Source organism: Microbacterium sp. NPDC003461 (genome assembly GCF_053588335.1).
Map to the genome: position 1 here is coordinate 1 of NZ_JBSFPT010000058.1, position 2,196 is coordinate 2,196.

1 protein-coding gene and 1 pseudogene are annotated in these 2,196 nt (G+C 75.5%); one reads left to right on the forward strand and one right to left on the reverse strand.

What is annotated here, in order from left to right; translation table 11 throughout:
- Positions 1–1,604: 2-oxoglutarate dehydrogenase, E2 component, dihydrolipoamide succinyltransferase (sucB, locus tag ACWDR7_RS13030; protein WP_449855318.1), on the forward strand; the 1,604-nt coding region annotated here is incomplete at its 5' end.
- A gap of 36 nt (positions 1,605–1,640) precedes the next feature.
- Here sucB and ACWDR7_RS13035 read toward each other — a convergent pair.
- Positions 1,641–2,196 (reverse strand): annotated as a pseudogene (locus tag ACWDR7_RS13035) (hypothetical protein); the annotation flags it as partial.

Sequence of the window (2,196 nt, forward strand, 5' to 3'; positions counted from 1 at the left end):
GCACGATCACCGAGATCCTCGCCGCCGAGGACGAGACCGTCGAGGTCGGCGCCGTCCTGGCCCGCGTCGGCTCCGGCGCCGCCGCCCCGGCCGAGGCACCCGCCGCGCCCGCGCAGGCCGAGCAGGCTGAGGCCCCGGCCCCCGCCGAGCAGGCGCAGCCCGCCCAGGCCGAGGCTCCGGCCGAGGCCGCTCCGGCTCCGGCCGCGTCGGGTGACGCGACCGACATCGTGCTGCCCGAGCTGGGCGAGTCGGTGACCGAGGGCACCGTCACCCGCTGGCTCAAGCAGGTCGGCGACACCATCGAGGTCGACGAGCCGCTGCTCGAGATCTCCACCGACAAGGTCGACACCGAGGTCCCCTCGCCCGTCGCCGGCACGATCACCGAGATCCTCGCCGCCGAGGACGAGACCGTCGAGGTCGGCGCCGTCCTGGCCCGCGTCGGCTCCGGCGCCGCCGCCCCGGCCGAGAAGCCCGCCGAGGCACCCGCGGCGCCCGCACAGGCCGAGCAGGCTGAGGCCCCGGCCGAGCAGCCCGCCCCCGCGGCACCTGCCCAGGCCCCGGCCGAGGCGCCCGCCGCGCCGAGCCAGCCGGCGCAGCCGCAGCAGGCCGCTCCCGCCGCGGCGGAGCAGCCGAAGGCGGCCGAGCCGGCCGCCCCGAAGCTCACGCTGCCGACCGACGACGAGAAGGTCTACGTGACCCCGCTCGTGCGCCGGCTCGCCGCCCAGCAGGGCGTCGACCTCGCCACGGTGAAGGGCACGGGCGTGGGAGGCCGCATCCGCAAGGAGGACGTCCTCAAGGCCGCCGAGTCGGCGAAGGCGGCCCCGGCCGCCGCCGCGACCCCGGCGGCTCCCGCCGCGGCCCCCGCCGAGAAGCTCGAGGACTCGCCGCTGCGCGGCACCACGCAGCCGATGTCGCGCCTGCGCAAGGTGCTCGCCAAGCGCGCCGTCGAGTCGATGACGTCGACCGCTCAGCTCACGACGGTCGTCGAGGTCGACGTGACGAAGCTCTCGGCGTTCCGCGACCAGGTGAAGGGCGACTTCCAGGCGAAGACGGGCGACAAGCTGTCGTTCCTGCCGTTCTTCGCCCTCGCCGCGGCCGAGGCGCTGCGCGCGTACCCGATCATCAACTCGACGCTCGACGGCGAGAACATCGTGTACCCGCCGTCCGAGAACCTCTCGATCGCCGTCGACACCGAGCGCGGCCTGCTCACGCCGGTCGTCCGCGACGCGAGCACGAAGAACCTCGCCCAGCTGGCGCACGAGATCGCCGACCTGGCCGCGCGCACGCGCGACAACAAGCTGAAGCCCGACGAGCTCGCCGGCGGCACGTTCACGCTGACCAACACCGGTTCGCGCGGCGCGCTGTTCGACACGCCCGTCGTGTTCCTGCCCCAGTCGGCGATCCTCGGCACGGGCATCGTCTTCAAGCGTCCCGGCGTGGTGAAGACCGACGGCGGCGTCGAGGCGATCGGCATCCGCTCGTACGTCTACCTCGCGCTCTCGTACGACCACCGCACGATCGACGGCGCCGACGCGGCGCGCTACCTGTCGGCCGTGAAGGCGCGTCTCGAGGCGGCGGACTTCGCGGGCGACCTCGGCATCTGATCCGAGCGCTCCCCGAGGGGGACGGGTGACCACGCGTCATCCGTCCCCCTCGGTCGTTCCGGGCGCGGATGCGCCGTCGTGCACGTCGCGCACGATCCAGCGCTCGTCGGTCGATGCCCGCTCGATCACGAGGGACTGAGGCGCGGCGGAGCCCTCCGGCGACTCGACCCGCAGCACCGCCAGATCGCCGAAGTCGTCGAGCAGCACGACGCGGCGCTCGTCGGCCGGCAGCGATGCCGCCGCCCCGTCCGCCAGCTCAAGCGGAGCGGAGCCGGGCGCGCGGACCGCGGCGCACGCGTCGTCCTCGGCGGCGCGGCAGACCGCGAGACCGTCGAGGAGCCGCTCGGCCGCGGCGACCGGATCCTCCGCGCCCGGCTCCGTTCCGCCCGCGCCGCCCGGCGCCTCCTCCTCGGGCCCGGATGGAGGCTCGAGAGGGTCGTCGTCGCCCGTCTCGGGTGCGGCGCCCGTCGCGGCGGCGGGCGACGCGGGCGTTCCGGGCGCTCGAGCAACGAACTGCGCCAGCTCGACCTCGACCTCTTCCGGCGAGTGCCGGTGTCGGCGCTCGCCGAGTGCCAGCTCCCTGACGAGCTCA